Genomic DNA, 16,812 nt, shown 5'->3' with positions numbered 1-16,812 from the left:
GGCTTACACCTGTAAGCTTTTTTGAGCGCACAAGTGTACCTCTGATCATGGAAAAGGCAACTGATGAAGCTCAAAGTTATCAGTAATAGTACGTCTAACGCTAAGTTTTCTATCAACAAAAATAGCAGGCACAAAAAAGCCCCAAGCCAGACTCCTAGCTTAGGGCTTATAAATCATAGGGATTAGTGTCTAGTTAAGTGCCACTACTTCGCCACAGATCATCATTAACTGATCTCGTAACCAAATGTGTCCTTTATCCTTTTCACTTGATTCATGCCAGCTTAGGAAGCCAGAAATCGCCGCATTATCGAATGGGAAATCTAGAATCTGAAGCTGCTCTTTGTTTGCTGCATGTTCTACCATCCAACGAGGAGCAATTGTTACTAGTTCAGATTGGCCTACAACGTAAAGAACATTGCTCAAGCTCGTACCTTCGTAGAAAGGCGTGCAATCTAGGTCACGGTACGCTTGCTCAGAGAAGCTACGTTGGCCATGGATACGAGACAGTTTTGCGTGCTTTTCGTTAAGCAGCTCTGCCGCAGAAACTTCACCGTTGATGCGTGGATGAGAAGCAGAAGCAACAACAACTAATTCGTCTTGGAAGATTTCAGTGCTTGAGAAGCCTTGTTCATCAAAGCGAGCGTAATCAATGACGAAGTCGATTTCTTGGTAGCGCATACGCTCAGAAAGTTGACGGTCGAATTCAGCATCCATGTGCAATTTAACGCTAGGTGCTTGGTCGTTGATTGTAGACATAATCTTCGGAGCAAAACGCATGTCACAAGGGCTGCAAATCGCGAGTTTGAACAGGCGAGAAGACGACTCTGGAGAGAACACAGAACTTGGTAGTTCGTTGCGTACTAATTGTAGCGCTTGGCGGATTGGACCAAATAACTGACGAGCACGTTGAGTCGGTTGAATACCACGACCTTGGCGCATGAATAGTTCGTCGTTAAACATCACTTTTAAACGAGCAACAGCGTTACTTACAGCTGGCTGAGACATCCCCAGATTGTGAGCTGCACGTGTAATATTTTGCTCTTGCATAACTGCATCAAATACAGTCAAAAGATTTAAGTCGACTCCACGAAGTGTGCTTTCCATTCTGTAGCTTGCAATTGCACTCATTGCGTCTTTTTTCTCTAACATTCAAGTTGCCTCTTGTCGGTTCGACAGCGTTAAATTGGTAATGGTATGGGAATAGATAACCACTAATTTTTATATTTATCAGACCGATACTTTTCGGATTACCATTACTATTAACCAATACATCTCGAGCTACCAACAAGATTGATAAAGAATAATTTTATTTTATCTTAATGATTAAATAACACCTAAAAATCAATAATTTATAGAGTTATAAAAAAATATAAAAAGCTTAACTTATGAGTTTCATTTCGACTTATTTAGCTGTTCTATCTTTTGGTTACAATTGTTACAATTTATTGAACTCGTGAATTAGTTGACCGGTTGATTCAGAAATAACACTTATGAGTTAGGTGAGCGATGCATAACTTGGAAAGTCTACCTTGTCCCAAAGTTGCTTTCTTAAGTCGTCTTGATTAGACCAATTCCCCGCTAATACCCACTCAACGAGTGCACTCGCTACGTCCGGATAGATGACCACTTCAGCTTGTTTTTCATTGAGCCAAGCACGCAAGATAGCCGCATCTAAAAAGGTCATAGTTTGAGCTAATCCAAGAGCCTCTAGCGTCGCCACATTGCTCTGTTGTTCGAACTGCCCTTCGAGCGGTTTGAGAAGCAATTTCTTCCCTAAAGTTAGGGCTTCGGATGGCAATTCAAAGCCGCCATTAGCGACCACACCAGAGCACTGATTTAGGTCAAATTGGAAGCCGGCATGACTCAACGGTTTGAATTCTATATTTTCGACTCGGCTATGCTCAATGACATGCGGGTGATAGCAAACAAAGCTGTGTGAAATGAACTTCATCAGCAGCTCTGAGATCGCCTCAAGATCCTCAAATGGCAAATAGACCAACGTAAAATCTTGTGCTTTTTTAGTTTGCTCATCACCAACAAGCGTGTGAACGATAGGAGGTAAAATCGGCTGTTCAAAGTGATACCAATGCAAGCCAATAGAGTGCTCGGTTGGGGCGAAATGTTGAATCACTGAATGCTCTATCCAGTTGCCCCCTTCTTTGGGCACATCGTAACGAAACGCATTCTGGTGGCTTATCCCAATACATGGCACACCTTGCCTCTTAGCCGCCCATGCTGTCACAGGTTCAAAGTCATTAATCACTAAATCATAAGGCGTAAGATCGATCTGGTTAATCTCACGGAGAAATCGCCAGATGTTATTCTTGATGAATGTCTTGCCGTATTTGACCTGCCCCTGCTCGCTGTAAAAGGTTAATCCATTGCGGGTCTGATAGTTGCCAAACGCTTCCATCGAAAAGTATTTGCTCTCTTCTCGCCCAGAGAACAGAAAGTCGACATCGATATTTTGCTGACGAAAAGCGACGGCCATTGCTCTCGCTCGAGCGATGTGCCCATTTCCTGTGCCTTGTACGCCATATAAAATTTTCATGCTTTTTCCTTTAGAGTTGCCACTTAAACGCGGCAGTGGTTGCCAACAAAATGATTACAGGATGAAGCTGATAGCAAGGCTAGTACAAACGATACCCAAGGCTGCGCCAATCAGTACGTCCGTTAAAAAGTGCACACCAAGCAGGATTCGAGAGCCTGCAATCGCAGTTGCCCACACCAAGCTAAAGAGGTACAAGCTCGGATAGAAATGTCCGATTAGGGTCGCCATAACAAAAGCAGCAGCGGAATGCCCAGAAGGCAGGCTGTATTTATCAGATGGCACAATATGAGAGTGAAGTAGTGATGAGAATTCAGCGGGTCTACGGCGCTTGAGGGTGTTTTTGGCAAACCAGTAAATAGGTAACTCGATTGCAAAGGCGGTTAGGCCTACCAATAGAAAGTCTCGGCCAGTGTAGCTATCAGTCAGCAGTGCAATCAAAGCGATCAAAACGTAAAGGTGTCCGTCTCCAGTATGAGACACCGCCTTGCTGAGTGTCGCCTGTTGTACGCCATAGCGGTTGTTTAAACAGAAAACAGAAAATGCCACATCCCAGCGGACAATAGGTTCGATGGTTCGCATACGATCTCCTTAACAATCCTTATTCAGTTAAGGCCCAAGTTATGCCCAACAAATGACAGTTAAGTGACGTTTTAAATGAACTAAAATGAAATTTCCTTGGAATGCGCAGTGAAGCTGCTCAGACTAAGGCGATGACAAAAACACCCTGACCCGTCCTGATATGGGTTGACACTTGATTGACTAAAACGCTCGATGTACTTCATCGGGCGTTTTGTATTTTAGAGCTGTGTGAGGCCTATATTCATTATAGATTTTTACTGATTCAGCGACCATTTTCTTTGCTTCATCTAAATCATTAGGCTTATTCAACAGATACTCCATCTTCAGTATTCCGTTGATCCTCTCTGCCAACGCATTCTGATAACAGTCATAGCCATCAGTCATTGAGCAAGATACACCATACTGTCGATGCAACTCTTGGTATTCAACAGAGCAGTACTGAACACCTCGATCTGAGTGATGAACAAGCTCACCTGTATTCTTCCGCTCTTTCAACGCGTTTAAAAAGGCCTGCTTGACCGTGCGAGCTTTCATATCATCACTTATGTGATAGCCCACGATTTTTCTTGAGTAAGCGTCCGTCACTAAACTGAGATAAGTACTACCACGCCGCGTTGCTAGATAAGTAATATCGGCAAACCATAATTGCTCTGGTCTTTCCGGTATTAAGCCTTCTTTGATTCGATTTGGATGGCAGTAAAAGCGATGATTACTGTTTGTGGTTCGATGGTAAGCCCTTCGATTCTGTACTAATAATCGATTCATTCTCAGCAGAGAGAATAAGCGGTCTCGCCCGATTTCAATATCGTTCTGAGCAAGTAAATACTTGATCTTACGAGTCCCTATTCGAGGGTGCATCATCCTTTGCTCCTTCACAAAACCGAGTACGGATTCATCTTTCTTTGTCTGATGAATTTCTGCAACACAGCGCTTGTAGAAAGCTTGTCGTGTAATACCTATAAAGTGACAAGCTTTAGTAACGGTCAACTTTCTGACCGTTTTTTCCTTAATAACTCGGCCTTGCGCTTCTTTGAAATTCGTACTCCGAAATCTCGATCCATGACTTTTACAACCGCTTCGAAGAACTCAGCTTTGAGCTGAGTTTCTTCTAATTGCTGCTCGAGTTCTTTGATTCGTTGCTCTGGGGTTTGAGTTGAGGAAGAGTTTGACATAGTCGCTCCTAACGCTCTCGATTGTTCTATTCCTTTAGACCAATCTAGTTGACCATGTTTGCGAAGCCAAACTAAAACGGTAGAGCGCCCTTGGATCCCATAACGTTCTTGAGCTTGCTTATAAGTCATTTCGCCTTTTTCAACTTGGCTTACGACTGCCAATTTAAAGGCAAGAGAATAATCTCGTTGAGTACGTCTACTTGTTGTTTTCATGACACTCTCCAATTTCATGTTGGAAATGTGTCAACCATATTTAGGACGGTACACCCTATAAAGATAAAGCGGCACTAGGCCGCTTTATTGTTAATTGCATATTTTCTAATTCCAAAACTCTATAACGAAAGAGGCTCGTGCTTTTTCACTAAACCAAAGTCAGCCAAGATCGCATAGGCAGCAGGGATCATAAACAGCACCAATAGGGTCGATGCAAATATGCCGAACACGATTGAAATAACCAATGGCTGGATAACCTGAGCCTGTAGGCTGGTTTCCGTCAACAGCGGTAGCAAACCTGCCGCAGTTGTCATTGAGGTCAAGAATACCGCTCTGAAACGCTCGCGACTGGCTTTTACCACCGAGTCATGCACGCTATCTCCCTCATCGACATGGTGACGAATGTACTGAACTAGCAAGATCGAATCATTAACCACAATACCAGCAAGCGACACAAAGCCCATCATGCTTGGCATACTCAAAGAGTGCCCAAGTATCCAGTGACCAACGACAACACCAATAAAGGCAAGTGGAATGGCTAGCATCACGACCACAGGCTCTAAGTAGCTTCTAAACTGATAGCTAAGAATCGCAAACACGCCGAATAAGCCGAGCAAGAATCCTTTGCCCATCGAAGCGCCAGTCTTAGCTGCATCTTTAGCTTCCCCTTCGAAATCAAAGCGTAAACCCGGATATTTCTGAATAAGTTTGGCGGCTTCATCTTTTTGGAACTGAGCCAAAATCGCGGATGAACTCGCCTTCTTGTTATCAATATCACCAAAGATACTGATGGTTCTCAACCCATCAATTCGCTGAATTCGCACGTAGTTACGTTGGAAATCTAATGTCGCCAACGTTGCTAGCGGGATCTGACTGCCATCTGCGGTAATGATTGGGAAGTTAGCCAGCTGCTGTATGTCGCCCGCTTGATCTTTATCAAGACGAACCTCAATCGAGATATTCTCAACACCGATTTGAATCTCATCCGCCGTTTGCCCAAAGAAAGCCGCTCGTAACTGAGATGCAATCATCTGCCCATTCACATTGTAGGTTTCAGCTCCTGGGCGCAGCTTCACTAAGATCTCTTCCTTACCCATGCGCATGTCATCAAGCACACCGTGTACGCCATCAAACTGATTGAGGTATTCCTGAATATCCAAAGAGGCCGATTTCAATGCACTCAGGTCATCATGCTTAGCACGAATCTCAATAGCACGACCGCCCGGGCCCATAGTGGGTTGCTTGAACACCAATGAAATAGGATCCGCTAAATCGCCAATATCTTCACGCCACGCATCAATGAAGTCATCGATAACCGTATTACGGCTCTCTGCTCCACGTAAGTCTAAGCGAACTGTGGCTAAATGTGGGCCAGATTCATTAGCATCGGCGTTAGCATTGAATTGGCTGGTGATGTGCTCGACCAGTGTATTGCCTTCCTCAACCTCTTCGCTCCATTGCCTGTTCAAACGCTCAGCCGACGCGACAATTTTGTCGACGACTTTTTCGGTTTGAGACAATGATGCGCCCGGTGGAAGAATAATACGCGCCTCGGCAATATCGCCATCCAACTCAGGAAAGGGCTGGAATTTGACAACGCCACCAGCGATCAAGGAGATGGATAACAACAGCAGAGTTATCACACCGCCCATAAAGGCATAACGGAACGTCACGACCTTCTCGACCATGTTCATCAAGGTTGTATTGCGGAAGTTCTCAAACTTCTCTAACAACACGACTTTGAAGCGCAGTGCAGGCTTGTCATTTTTTTCTTTATGTAATGAATGAGATAAGTGATTTGGTAGAATAAGAAACGCTTCGATTAGACTCAGCGACAACACCAAGATAAGTACCTGAGGCACCGCTTTAAGCACCGCACCCATTTCCCCATCAAGGAACAGTAAGCTACCGAAAATACACACCGTGGTTAAGAAAGAAGATAACACCCCGGGGAGCACTTTCTTAACGCCGTTGTACACCGCATCATCAACATTTTGCCCCCTATCTAAATGGGAGGCTATCGATTCGGCAATCACGATGGCATCATCCATCATAATACCGATCGCCATTAATAAGCCGACCAATGACATGATGTTGATCGACAGGCCAAGGTTGGCCATTAAGAACAAGCCACCAAGGAAGGCTACGGGTAAACCTGCCGCAACCCAGAATGAATATCGCAAACTGAAGAACAACCACATGGTGGCAAACACCAGCACAATACCTTGCCACCCGTTGCGTACCATCATGGTTAAACGATCCCAAAGCACAGACGAGAGATCATTGGTCATTTGCAATGTCACACCATCAGGGGCAATCGCGCTTTGATCTTCAACGAATCGGGTCACGTTCTCCTTGATTCGTAGCGCATCATCTTCTTTGTTTTTGCTGATCTTCAATAGCGCAGAAGGCTTACCATCAAACAGTACCTTCTGTTCATCAAGCTCAAAGCGGTCGGTTATTTTGGCTATGTCCCTTAAGCGAATCACCGAACCATTAGGCGCAGATCCAACCACGATACTTTCCAGTTCAACAGGCGTAATTCGCCTCTCGTCAAAACGAATCAAAAAGTTCTTGTCTGGTGTTTCAACGTTACCACTCGGAAGCTTTACATTTTGACGGCCTATCTGATCGGCAATATCACCGACGCTCAAACCCAATTGGCGAATGGCTTGGGTGTCTAATTCTACTCGGTATTGATGATCTGAAAATCCGCTGACTTCGACCAAAGAGACATCGTAATCGAGCTTCATAGTGCGCTTAAGATCTTCCGCGTAGGCTTTAAGCTCTGGCCATGAGGTTTCGGCTGTAATTGCGATATCCACAACAGGTTCATTCCAATCTAGCTCTTGAACAACAGGAGATTCAATCTCAGTTGGGAAGTCATTGATCGAGTTGATCTGAGTTTGCACGTCCACCAGCATTCGACCGATGTCTGCTTTCTCATTAAGTTTCAGAATAAGACGAGCACTGCCTTCGATCGCTTCACACTGAGTCTCTTCAATGTTGGCCAAGCCATCGACTGCATCTTCCATTCGCACACATAAGCTCTCTTCTACTTCTTGTGGAGAAGCGCCGGGATAAACGATGGCCGCCATAATGTAAGGTGGATCATAAGCGGGGAAGGTTTCACGTTTGATGGTTGAGAGTGAACTTATACCCATGATCAACAAACCAAGCATCAACAAGTTGGCTGCTGTTGGGTGCCTAGAGAAGAACTTGATCATGACGCACTCTCCTGAGTATCAGATTCAAGCTCAACCTTTTCAGGATTTGACTCTTTTAATAACATGCCTTCGATTGCTGGCAGGACATCATTGAGAACCAATTTGTCTCCGGTTTGTAGCTCACCACTCACTACCACTTGATTGTCTCTGCGATAAAGCACTTCAACATTCACCACTTGCAAGCGCTGGTTGTCATCCATCAGGTAAACCTTATCACCATGCAGTGCTCGCTCTGGAACCACCCAACTCAGATTGGCGCCCCCCTCAATCTCGGCTTTTACAAACATACCGTTAACCAAAGGTGTCGCACTATCTGGTTGCAATTGTGAGTAGTCTTGAGCGATCTCGAGAATAATCCCTGCCGTCGCTTGGTTTTCATCCACCGTTTCGCTGATTCTTGCCACTTTCGCAGGCCAGCTAAGGTTTAGGTTGCCACTGTTAAGTTGAATGCTTGCTTTGATTGGCGCTTCGTGAGGATTAGGGATTCCTGCAGCATCGCGAGGGAACTGGTTAAAACTGGAGGCTAAAGTTTGCATATCGTGAATAGAGAGTTGCGCCTCCACTTCCATGACATTAATTCCGTGAGCAATAAACATCTCTTGTTGAAGATTAACCACTTGATTTTGTTCAATATCAACCTGAGCAATTCGCATTGCCCTTGGCAAAGTGATGGTGGTTTTATCAAGAGAGCGTTGCGCCTCTTTCACTTTAGATACGTTGACCTTAATGACTGCTTCCGCTACACGCTTTTCGTCTGGCATTAAAGCGATTTGGTTCGCGATATCCAAAACCAATTTCTGCTGAGACAATGCACTTTGTTGTTGTAGGTCGACATCCGATTGAGAAGTCAGCCCTTTCTTACGCAGATTTTGTTTACGTTGTAGCTCTTTGTTGCTGATCACTAAGCGATTCTTTTCGATCTTAAGAGTCTGATTGAGGTTATCTTCTTCTTGATTCAATTTAGCTAGTGAGGTTTGGCTTGATTTTAGATCCGCCTCTGCTTGTATCAGTTTCAATTCGTAATCCAGTGGATCAACCTTGAGTACGTCCGTTCCCGCAGGGATCACCTGCCCTTTCTCAAGATCCGGGTGTCGATACACGATTTGCCCTGTTACCTCGGCAATCGCTTTCCATTCGACTTTTGGCACTACTTTGCCAAAGCCAACCGCTAACGGTGCGATCAACTGCTGTTCTAGGCTCACAGTGTCAACTAAGCGAGCTCTATCACCGGCAGGTTTGGTTGGAAGATCCGGCTTCAAGTTAATCGCTGCGACAAGGCCAATAACCCCAACCGCAAGTGCTGGAAAGAAGAGTAGTTTTTTATTTATTTTCATTATCTTTGGTCCTGAACGGAAGAAGGGCTAGGTGCGTTGATAAAGCCTTCAGTCATCAGTTGAATGTTGTGTTCGATTAAACGATTAAGAAATTCTTCATTAATTTCAATACCATGGATTGCCAATAAAGGCGGCGGAGCGATGAAAGGAAACACCATCAAGCTTATATACGACACGCGACAGAGTTTGGGATCCATATCTTTTCTTAAGACACCTTGTGCTACCAACTTTTCAAAAATGACATCTTGGGCTGGCTTAGCCACATCGAAGAAAACCTTTTCGAGCAACTCTCTTTGCACTTCAGAGGGAGGCATATTCATCACTTGGGCAATCAAGCGAGGAAACTTAGGAACCTTGACCATCTCTTTGTAGTAAGTCCGCATTAAATCAAGAAAGTTCTCGTGACTACTCTCTTCAACCAATCTCTGCATCTGCAATTGCATAGGTCGTAACGTTTCACGCAACATAGCTTCAAACAACCCGGCCTTACTGCCAAAGTAATAACGGATCATCGCTATGTTCACACCCGCACGATCTGCAATCAGGCGTGTCGAGACCTTGTCGTATGGCTGCACGACAAACAGATCACGAGCATGCTCAATTAATAACTGTCGAACATCTAAGTTCTTTTGAGGTCGCCCCGCTTTTCGTGCCGTCATGGCAAAAATCCATCTCTATAATTAATCATCTGATTAATTATAGAGATAAACAGGCGGAACAGTAGAAGATTAATTACTCACTATTTAATCAAATGATTAATTAATTTATCTGCCCTTTAAATTTTATTGGTGAATCGTTCCATCAAAAAGATTTACTACAAAGTTTTAACCTACACATCAGCCAAACGATAAACTAACCGCCCAGTACGAAACACTCAATCAGCCGATAACACCAACAAACAACACTAAAGCAGCACAAACCAAACAAAAACACCGCCAAAGCATACTGATATTGGATTTTCTTGTTTGACGCTCAGAATAAATTGCGGTAAATATGGTGTTAACAGTTTATTTACGGATATTTGTGTAATGATTTTTTCTTCTTCTCGACTGCTGAAACTTCTCCTTATCGTGAACCAATCGCGCGGGTAAGTTGTGGGTCAAGAACTACACAAATATTAAAACCCGCGCTGAGCGGGTTTTTTTGTAACTGGCACTTTTAAAAGAACATCATTCTTAATAATAATTTGGATAGCAATCGATTCATTATCGATATAAGGAAGCACCCATGAACGATCAAGTGATAATTTTTGACACGACCTTACGTGATGGCGAGCAAGCGTTGGCCGCAAGTCTTACGGTAAAAGAGAAATTACAGATCGCTTATGCACTTGAACGACTGGGTGTAGATGTTATTGAAGCAGGCTTCCCTGTGTCATCACCAGGCGATTTCGAATCAGTACAAACCATCGCAAAAAATATTAAAGATAGCCGCATCTGTGCGCTTTCTCGCGCAGTAGCAAAAGACATCGACGCAGCGGCAGAAGCGTTAAAAGTCGCTGAGCAGTTCCGTATTCATACCTTCATTTCGACATCGACGGTTCACGTACAAGACAAATTACGCCGCAGTTACGACGATGTAGTAGAGATGGCAGTAAAAGCCGTTAAACATGCGCGTAACTACACAGATGATGTTGAATTCTCTTGTGAAGATGCAGGTCGTACACCTATCGACAACCTATGTCGTATGGTTGAAGCTGCTATCAACGCTGGCGCAAAAACCATCAATATTCCAGATACTGTAGGCTACACAGTACCAAATGAATTCGGTGGCATTATCCAAACGCTATTTGATCGCGTACCAAACATCGATCAAGCGATCATATCTGTTCACTGCCACGATGACTTAGGTATGTCGGTTGCTAACTCAATTGCTGCGGTTCAAGCGGGGGCTCGACAAATTGAAGGCACAATCAATGGTATTGGTGAGCGTGCAGGTAACTGTTCTTTAGAAGAAATCGCAATGATCATCAAAACTCGTCAAGAGCTTTTGGGTGTTCACACTGGTTTGGACCACAAAGAGATTCACCGCACCAGTAAGTTGGTAAGCCAACTTTGCCACATGCCAATTCAAGACAACAAAGCAATCGTTGGTGCTAACGCATTCAGCCACTCTTCAGGTATCCACCAAGATGGCATGCTTAAGAACAAAAACACTTACGAGATCATGACCCCTGAGTCTATTGGCTTAAAAAACAAAGCATTAAACCTAACAAGCCGCAGTGGTCGTGCAGCAGTTAAGAGCCACATGGACGCAATGGGCTACAAAGACAATGAGTACAACCTAGATTCATTGTACGAAGACTTCTTGAAGCTTGCTGACCGTAAAGGCCAAGTGTTCGATTACGACTTAGAAGCATTAATGCACTTCGCAAATCTACGTGACGAAGATGACTTCTATAAACTTAACTACCTAAGCGTACAATCTGGTAGTGTTATGTCTACCACCAGCATCAAGCTGCAATGTGGTGATGAAGAGAAATGCGAAGCGGCTGTAGGTAACGGCCCTGTTGATGCTTTATACCAATGCATCTACCGCTTAACTGGTTACGAAATTGCATTGGATAAATTCGACCTTACCGCGAAAGGTGAAGGCGAAGATGGCCTAGGCCAAGCTGATATTATTGCTAACTATAAAGGCCGTAAGTACCACGGTACGGGCGTTTCAACGGATATCGTTGAAGCTTCTGGTCAAGCGCTACTGCACGTTATCAATAGCATTCAACGCGCAGACACCATTGCTGAAATGAAACAGCAAAAAATCGCGACAGTTTAAGCACCCAATAACAGAGCCCTAGAGCCGATGTTATTGGCTTTAGGGACAAAATTTAAAACGAGCGAAAAGCTCAGTAACAAGAATTAAAGGATTAACATGACTGATAAATCATACAAAATTGCCGTACTACCTGGTGATGGCATTGGCCCAGAAGTAATGCAGCAAGCACACAAAGTGCTAGACGCGATTGAAAAGAAGCACGCGATTAGCTTTTCTCGTGAAGAGTATGATGTTGGTGGTATCGCAATTGATAACCATGGCTGTCCACTTCCAGAAGCGACAGTAATGGGTTGTGAAGAATCTGACGCAGTACTTTTTGGTTCTGTCGGCGGTCCTAAATGGGAACACCTTCCACCAAACGATCAACCAGAGCGTGGTGCCCTACTTCCTCTACGTAAACACTTCCAACTGTTCTGTAACCTACGCCCAGCACAAATCCATAAAGGTCTGGAGTCTTTCTCTCCTTTACGTGCTGACATCTCAGGTAACGGTTTCGACATCGTGGTAGTACGTGAACTAACAGGCGGCATCTACTTCGGCCAACCTAAAGGTCGTGAAGGCGAAGGCGCAACTGAAAAAGCGTTTGATACTGAGGTTTACCACCGCTACGAAATCGAACGTATTGCAAAGATTGCTTTTGAATCTGCACGCCTACGTAACAAAAATGTTTACTCAATCGATAAAGCGAACGTTCTACAGAGCTCTATCTTATGGCGTGAAGTAGTTGAAGAGATTGCAAAAGATTACCCAGATGTAACGCTAAACCACATGTACATCGACAACGCGACCATGCAGCTAATCAAAGATCCATCTCAGTTTGACGTGATGCTATGTTCAAACATCTTCGGCGACATCATTTCTGATGAGTGTGCAATGATCACTGGCTCTATGGGTATGCTTCCTTCTGCAAGCTTAAACGAAAGCAACTTCGGCCTATACGAACCAGCGGGCGGCAGTGCTCCAGATATCGCAGGCAAGAACATCGCAAACCCAGTTGCACAGATTCTTTCTGCAGCGCTAATGCTTCGTTACAGCCTAGGCGAAGAAGCGGCAGCACAAGACATTGAAACAGCGGTATCTAGAGCGCTTTCAGCAGGCGAGCTAACAGCAGACCTTGCGGGCGACAACCAAGCGCTTACTACTTCTGAAATGGGTGACAAGATCGCAGAGTACATCTTAGCTTCATAAGCTAATAGCTCGGAAATAGAAGCAAGTACATAAGAATAATATCAAGCCAAGTCTGCAAAATTGCATGACTTGGCTCGAAACAAACACTGGGACTGATGCTCCCAAGGAAGAAAAGCTATGTCGACAAACCAGCAAGCCAAAACCTTATACGAAAAAGTTTACGACGCGCACGTTGCAGTAGCAGCGGAAGGCGAAAACCCGATCCTTTATATCGACCGCCACCTAGTTCACGAAGTAACGTCACCTCAAGCGTTTGACGGCTTACGTGAAAAAGGCCGTAAAGTACGCCAAGTAGGCAAAACTTTCGCGACCATGGATCACAACGTATCAACCCAAACCAAAGACATCAACGCTTCTGGTGAGATGGCTCGTATCCAAATGGAAACGCTATCGAAGAACTGTGAAGAGTTTGGTGTAACGCTTTACGACCTAAACCATAAATACCAAGGTATTGTGCACGTAATGGGCCCTGAACTAGGTATTACGCTACCGGGTATGACTATCGTATGTGGTGACTCACACACCGCAACACATGGTGCATTTGGTTCTTTAGCATTTGGTATTGGTACTTCAGAAGTTGAGCACGTTCTAGCAACTCAAACGCTGAAACAAGCTCGCGCTAAAACGATGAAGATTGAAGTAAAAGGCAAGGTTGCTCCAGGTATCACTGCCAAAGATGTCGTGCTAGCGATCATCGGTAAAACAACAGCCGCAGGCGGTACTGGCTACGTAGTTGAATTCTGTGGTGAGGCGATTACTGACCTTACGATGGAAGGCCGTATGACGGTATGTAACATGGCTATCGAGCTTGGCGCTAAAGCTGGCCTAATTGCACCAGATACAACGACCTACGAATACATCAAAGGTCGTAAGTTCTCTCCACAAGGCGAAGACTTAGACGCTGCAATCAAATACTGGGATACGTTAAAAACTGATGCTGATGCTGAATTCGATGCGGTTGTTACTTTAGAAGCAGCAGACATCAAACCACAAGTTACTTGGGGCACTAACCCAGGTCAGGTTATCTCGGTAGACACGCCAATCCCTGCACCAGAAAGCTTTGCTGACCCTGTTGAAAAAGCGTCAGCTGAAAAAGCACTAGCTTACATGGGCCTTGAAGCAGGTAAATCTCTATCTGATTACAACGTCGATAAAGTGTTTGTGGGCTCTTGTACTAACTCGCGTATCGAAGACATGCGTGCAGCAGCAGCGGTAGCGAAAGGTCGCCAAGTTGCAAAACATGTGCAAGCGCTTATTGTTCCGGGTTCAGAGCAAGTTAAAGCACAAGCAGAAGCTGAAGGCTTAGATGTTATCTTCAAAGAAGCAGGCTTCGAATGGCGTTTACCTGGCTGTTCTATGTGCCTTGCAATGAACAACGACCGTCTTGGTCCACAAGAGCGCTGTGCTTCTACATCAAACCGTAACTTTGAAGGTCGCCAAGGCCGTGATGGTCGTACGCACCTAGTTAGCCCTGCAATGGCTGCCGCAGCAGCGATCGCCGGTCACTTTGTCGATATTCGTGAACTTTAATTAGAGGATTTAACATGTCAGGTTTTCAACAACACACCGGATTAGTCGTTCCTCTAGATACGGCCAACATCGATACTGATGCGATCATTCCAAAGCAGTTCCTACAGAAAGTAAACCGCATTGGTTTTGGTAAGCACTTGTTCCACGATTGGCGCTTCTTAGATGACGCAGGCCAACAACCGAACCCTGAGTTTGTAATGAACGCACCACGCTATAAAGGCGCTTCAATTCTACTGGCTCGTGAGAACTTTGGTTGTGGTTCATCTCGTGAACACGCACCTTGGGCTCTTGCCGATTACGGTATTCAAGTGATGATTGCACCAAGCTTTGCAGACATTTTCTACGGTAACTCGATCAACAACCAAATGGTTCCAGTTCGATTGACTGAGCAAGAAGTGGATGAGATCTTCCAATTCGTAGAAGCGAATGAAGGCGCAGAAGTTACCGTTGATCTAGAAGCAATGAAAGTGAGCGCAAATGGTAAAGAGTACTCGTTTGAAATTGATGAATTCCGTCGTCACTGCCTACTGAATGGCTTAGACAACATCGGCCTAACGCTGCAGCATGCTGATAAGATTTCTGCGTATGAAGAGAAGATTCCAAGCTTCCTAAAATAAAGAAGCCTTGCAATAGAAAAGCAGTATCAAAGTTCGAAAAGGTTGGCTTAGTGCCAACCTTTTTTATTTGGTTCAGCCTTAGCTTAAAGTGTCTACCAAACTCTGATCTGTTATTTAACTTAAGAGCCATGAAAGAAAACCGTAAAGCACAAGGTCTTAGTAGTCAGCTATCAGGAGAATGCCATGAAACAACTACTCGTTATTATCAGCCTACTTTTTTCAACCTTAGCTTGGTCAGCACCGAAATCTGAACTGTGGCCGTACTGGAATCAAAGTAATGAGGCCAACTCAGCACAAGTTTCTCATCAAAGCTGGCAGCAATTCCTCGATAGCTATTTGGTTAAACAGGGGCAAAATACTCTAGTTCGTTATCAAGCAGTGACCGACACAGATAAAACAAAGCTAAAGCAATACATTAAGCAGTTAGAGCAGGCAAACCCACTCGAATACTCAAAAGCAGAGCAGTACGCTTACTGGGTCAACCTATACAATGCAGTGACTGTTGATTTGATTCTCGATGCATACCCAGTTAAATCGATCACCAAGCTCGGCGACCTATTTAGTTTTGGGCCATGGGGAGACGATGTCGTATCAGTAAATGGTAAGTCACTGACACTCAACGATATTGAGCACCGCATCTTAAGGCCTATATGGCAAGATCCACGTACACACTACGCGGTAAATTGTGCGAGTTTAGGGTGCCCTAACCTACAACTTCAAGCCTTTACGGCTGACAACACCGAGGCTCTACTAGAACAAGCAGCCTCTGAGTTTGTTAACAGTGACAAAGGTGTGTTGGTTAAAGGCAATAAGCTCCAGCTATCATCGATTTATGAATGGTTTGCTGTGGATTTTGGTACAGAGAAACAACTCATTCAACACTTAGACCAATATCGAACAGAAGCAGTCACCAATACTCAAAATATCAGTTATGACTACGACTGGTCGCTCAACCAAGCTAACTAGCTCTAGCGCTAAACTTCATCACTAAAGCAAAACAAAAAAGAGGCTAGGGTTTTATCAACCACTAGCCTCTTCTCAATTCATTGACCGTATCTCTACAATTAAAAACTTGAGCCCGGTTGCTGCAAGAACTCTACTTCTTCAGGAGTCGAGGTTCGCCCTAGCACTTCATTACGATGAGGGTAACGACCAAAACGCTCAATGATAACCTTGTGCTTAAACTCAAAATCCAAATTATGTTCCAGTCCCGTTTGAGAAAAGAGCTCCACGGCTTGTTTATGGACTAACAAAGACTCACTATGCATATAAGGCATATACAGGAAGCTTTTTTGTTGCTCGTTAAGTTGGTGATCAAAACCACCCGCTACCGCCTCTTGCGCTAGAGCCAACGCCATCGGATCAGCCAAAAAAGCTGCCGGACTGTTTCTACCAATATTGCGAGAAAACTGATCAAGCACGATAATCTCTGCCAATCGTCCTTGTGCGTTTTGTCGCCATTCAAATAGCTCACCTTGAGCTGCTGATTGGTGTAAGTTAGAAAAGCGAGCCTCAATCAAAGCATCAATTTCTTCGCCGCCAGTAAACCAGTCTTTTGGCGTCAATTCATCGAACCAAAACTCTAGAACATCCTGATACGTTACCGTCATATAATTCCCTTTAATA

Annotated in this window: 13 protein-coding genes; 5 read left to right on the top strand and 8 right to left on the bottom strand. The window is 44.4% G+C overall.

Translation table 11 applies throughout. The features are described from left to right. Positions 1-189: 189 nt before the first annotated feature. From leuO to OCV56_RS01935, 7 genes are all read right to left on the bottom strand, one after another. A complete protein-coding gene (gene leuO / locus OCV56_RS01965) occupies positions 190-1,149 on the bottom strand; it encodes a transcriptional regulator LeuO (protein WP_060983006.1) in 960 nt (319 codons plus the stop codon). Between the two features lie 346 nt (positions 1,150-1,495). Beyond that, entirely contained in the window at positions 1,496-2,551 is a 1,056-nt protein-coding gene (locus OCV56_RS01960; RefSeq protein ID WP_086716057.1) for an MJ1255/VC2487 family glycosyltransferase, read from the bottom strand. Between the two features lie 54 nt (positions 2,552-2,605). Further along, the gene (locus tag OCV56_RS01955) at positions 2,606-3,130 is read right to left on the bottom strand and encodes a phosphatase PAP2 family protein (protein WP_086716059.1); all 525 of its coding nucleotides are present in this window, start codon (positions 3,128-3,130) and stop codon (positions 2,606-2,608) included. Between the two features lie 180 nt (positions 3,131-3,310). After that, positions 3,311-4,515, bottom strand: a protein-coding gene (locus tag OCV56_RS01950) for an IS3 family transposase (protein ID WP_261901417.1) whose coding sequence is annotated in 2 segments (ribosomal slippage) — positions 3,311-4,128 and positions 4,128-4,515 — 1,206 coding nt in all. Because the reading frame shifts where the segments join, the coding sequence is not laid out codon by codon here. Positions 4,516-4,634: 119 nt separating this feature from the next. Further along, positions 4,635-7,742 (bottom strand): efflux RND transporter permease subunit, encoded by a 3,108-nt coding sequence (locus OCV56_RS01945; RefSeq protein WP_086713443.1) that lies wholly within the window; start codon positions 7,740-7,742, stop codon positions 4,635-4,637. Next, a complete protein-coding gene (locus OCV56_RS01940) occupies positions 7,739-9,076 on the bottom strand; it encodes an efflux RND transporter periplasmic adaptor subunit (RefSeq protein ID WP_086713444.1) in 1,338 nt (445 codons plus the stop codon). Before OCV56_RS01940 ends, OCV56_RS01945 begins: the two co-directional genes overlap by 4 nt. Then, positions 9,076-9,735 (bottom strand): TetR/AcrR family transcriptional regulator, encoded by a 660-nt coding sequence (locus OCV56_RS01935; protein WP_086713445.1) that lies wholly within the window; start codon positions 9,733-9,735, stop codon positions 9,076-9,078. The genes OCV56_RS01940 and OCV56_RS01935 overlap by 1 nt, the downstream gene beginning before the upstream one ends. A gap of 568 nt (positions 9,736-10,303) precedes the next feature. Here OCV56_RS01935 and leuA point away from each other — a divergent pair. From leuA to OCV56_RS01910, 5 genes are all read left to right on the top strand, one after another. Next, positions 10,304-11,851, top strand: coding sequence for a 2-isopropylmalate synthase (gene leuA / locus OCV56_RS01930; RefSeq protein WP_048657988.1), 1,548 nt, complete (start codon positions 10,304-10,306; stop codon positions 11,849-11,851). 96 nt (positions 11,852-11,947) lie between these two features. Beyond that, on the top strand, positions 11,948-13,039 hold the full coding sequence (gene leuB, locus OCV56_RS01925) for a 3-isopropylmalate dehydrogenase (protein ID WP_086713446.1): 1,092 nt from the start codon (positions 11,948-11,950) through the stop codon (positions 13,037-13,039). Positions 13,040-13,156: 117 nt separating this feature from the next. Continuing rightward, a complete protein-coding gene (leuC, locus tag OCV56_RS01920) occupies positions 13,157-14,569 on the top strand; it encodes a 3-isopropylmalate dehydratase large subunit (protein ID WP_086713447.1) in 1,413 nt (470 codons plus the stop codon). A 14-nt stretch (positions 14,570-14,583) separates the two neighbouring features. Then, positions 14,584-15,186 (top strand): 3-isopropylmalate dehydratase small subunit, encoded by a 603-nt coding sequence (gene leuD / locus OCV56_RS01915; RefSeq protein WP_086713448.1) that lies wholly within the window; start codon positions 14,584-14,586, stop codon positions 15,184-15,186. A gap of 183 nt (positions 15,187-15,369) precedes the next feature. Beyond that, positions 15,370-16,152 carry a DUF547 domain-containing protein gene (locus OCV56_RS01910; protein ID WP_086713449.1) on the top strand — a complete coding sequence of 261 codons (783 nt, stop codon included), beginning with the start codon at positions 15,370-15,372 and terminating at the stop codon, positions 16,150-16,152. 98 nt (positions 16,153-16,250) lie between these two features. On the opposite strand, the gene OCV56_RS01905 is transcribed toward OCV56_RS01910, so the two are convergent. After that, positions 16,251-16,796, bottom strand: coding sequence for a DUF924 family protein (locus OCV56_RS01905; RefSeq protein WP_150330784.1), 546 nt, complete (start codon positions 16,794-16,796; stop codon positions 16,251-16,253). Positions 16,797-16,812: the final 16 nt, after the last annotated feature.

The organism is Vibrio gigantis (assembly GCF_024347515.1).
GTDB lineage: Bacteria > Pseudomonadota > Gammaproteobacteria > Enterobacterales > Vibrionaceae > Vibrio > Vibrio gigantis.
Note: the sequence above shows the minus strand (reverse complement) of the source record. Positions and strands in the feature narration are given on the sequence as shown.

What these genes read in the sequence shown, in the direction of transcription:
- leuO (WP_060983006.1), bottom strand. Translation starts at nt 1,149, where the DNA reads ATGTTAGAGAAAAAAGACGCAATGAGTGCAATTGCAAGCTACAGAATG.
- OCV56_RS01960 (WP_086716057.1), bottom strand. Translation starts at nt 2,551, where the DNA reads ATGAAAATTTTATATGGCGTACAAGGCACAGGAAATGGGCACATCGCT.
- OCV56_RS01955 (WP_086716059.1), bottom strand. Translation starts at nt 3,130, where the DNA reads ATGCGAACCATCGAACCTATTGTCCGCTGGGATGTGGCATTTTCTGTT.
- OCV56_RS01945 (WP_086713443.1), bottom strand. Translation starts at nt 7,742, where the DNA reads ATGATCAAGTTCTTCTCTAGGCACCCAACAGCAGCCAACTTGTTGATG.
- OCV56_RS01940 (WP_086713444.1), bottom strand. Translation starts at nt 9,076, where the DNA reads ATGAAAATAAATAAAAAACTACTCTTCTTTCCAGCACTTGCGGTTGGG.
- OCV56_RS01935 (WP_086713445.1), bottom strand. Translation starts at nt 9,735, where the DNA reads ATGACGGCACGAAAAGCGGGGCGACCTCAAAAGAACTTAGATGTTCGA.
- leuA (WP_048657988.1), top strand. Translation starts at nt 10,304, where the DNA reads ATGAACGATCAAGTGATAATTTTTGACACGACCTTACGTGATGGCGAG.
- leuB (WP_086713446.1), top strand. Translation starts at nt 11,948, where the DNA reads ATGACTGATAAATCATACAAAATTGCCGTACTACCTGGTGATGGCATT.
- leuC (WP_086713447.1), top strand. Translation starts at nt 13,157, where the DNA reads ATGTCGACAAACCAGCAAGCCAAAACCTTATACGAAAAAGTTTACGAC.
- leuD (WP_086713448.1), top strand. Translation starts at nt 14,584, where the DNA reads ATGTCAGGTTTTCAACAACACACCGGATTAGTCGTTCCTCTAGATACG.
- OCV56_RS01910 (WP_086713449.1), top strand. Translation starts at nt 15,370, where the DNA reads ATGAAACAACTACTCGTTATTATCAGCCTACTTTTTTCAACCTTAGCT.
- OCV56_RS01905 (WP_150330784.1), bottom strand. Translation starts at nt 16,796, where the DNA reads ATGACGGTAACGTATCAGGATGTTCTAGAGTTTTGGTTCGATGAATTG.